2 protein-coding genes are annotated in these 1,142 nt (G+C 39.1%); both read left to right on the forward strand.

The window, feature by feature from the left end; all coding sequences use genetic code 11:
• The first annotated feature begins 107 nt into the window (after window positions 1-107).
• Complete coding sequence (locus tag BW972_RS19525; protein WP_076423355.1) at window positions 108-551, forward strand: hypothetical protein; 444 nt, start codon at window positions 108-110, stop codon at window positions 549-551.
• Window positions 552-641: 90 nt separating this feature from the next.
• The gene (locus BW972_RS19530) at window positions 642-1,040 is read left to right on the forward strand and encodes a hypothetical protein (RefSeq protein ID WP_143732171.1); all 399 of its coding nucleotides are present in this window, start codon (window positions 642-644) and stop codon (window positions 1,038-1,040) included.
• The last annotated feature ends 102 nt before the right edge of the window (window positions 1,041-1,142 follow it).

Consider the following 1,142-nt stretch of genomic DNA (forward strand, 5'->3'; position numbering starts at 1 on the left):
ATAAGCAGGAAGCTGTGTAGTAGAATCTCTTTGGCTAACAAGGCATACAAGCCATACTTCGGCTTCGCCTTGTCCGCCTTCTACACTAGACGTTACAAGCAATTTGAATGATAGATGGAAACCTCAAATACGAAGCAAGATTAGCAAAGAAGCTTGATAGCTTTTCAGGCAGGTATATGAATAACTCTAAATGGGCGAAACTGTTTAGAGTTTTATCTCAGCATGATGATGTAGTAAAAAAGTGCCTCATAAAAGACGTATGGGATAATGTATTGCGAGAACTAAAAATACCTCCAGTTGACGAATATCAAATGGTCTTCAATGAAAAGGGAATAAACGATACGATGACTGGTGGGCCTTCATCCTTTAAGGAAATAGAATGGGTTGAGTTTCCAAGCGAATGGACTGTAAACAGACCGATGGGGCAGCAGATGTTAGAACCGTTTACTTACTATCAGGACATATTGGAAATAAGCAATAAAGTAGCTGTAATTGGTGAACTGGAAATCGAGTTGACTTCAGAGAAACTGATAGTGTACGGCTACAAATAAAAGAAAAACAGCTTGTAACAAGGTGCAGCTCTTATGCTTGGCTTCGCCTCGCCCATAAGCTGCACGAGCACGTTACCTTTGATTACAATTATGAAAGAAAGCAACTCAGGACTTCTGATTCCATTCACAGCTTTATATGCATTGGGAATTTTGGGATTTAGCATCATTGTTCCTGTATTTGTAATGGCCGCTCATCCTTTTAAAAACCTTGATGTTGACTTTCAAATCGTTCTTTTAATATCGTTAGCTATAATGCCATTGACAGCTATACTTCTGTTTAGAGCCTTCTTAGGTACAGAAGTAAAACTGAAGAGCAGTTCATTGCTCCTTACTCTACTAGGTATAATTACACTTATTTTCAGTTACTACTTTTATGAAGCTGTGACCGATGAATATGCTGAAGAAATAACATTGTTTCATTTTATACCTTTAGTTGGCTTGGTAACTACAGTAATTGTAGCTACTGGTATAGTGAAATTGAAAAAATAACCTTAGGTAATCGAGTAGACGGCCCCGCCAGTATTAATTGACGGGGTGCGCCTCTCACACCACTGTACAAGCGGGTCTCGCATACAGCGGTTCGTTAAGTTG

This window comes from Pontibacter lucknowensis, assembly GCF_900156415.1.
Taxonomy (GTDB): domain Bacteria; phylum Bacteroidota; class Bacteroidia; order Cytophagales; family Hymenobacteraceae; genus Pontibacter; species Pontibacter lucknowensis.

Bases quoted from the DNA above. Each gene is read 5' to 3' on its own strand.
- BW972_RS19525 (WP_076423355.1), top strand. From the start codon at position 108: ATGATAGATGGAAACCTCAAATACGAAGCAAGATTAGCAAAGAAGCTT.
- BW972_RS19530 (WP_143732171.1), top strand. From the start codon at position 642: ATGAAAGAAAGCAACTCAGGACTTCTGATTCCATTCACAGCTTTATAT.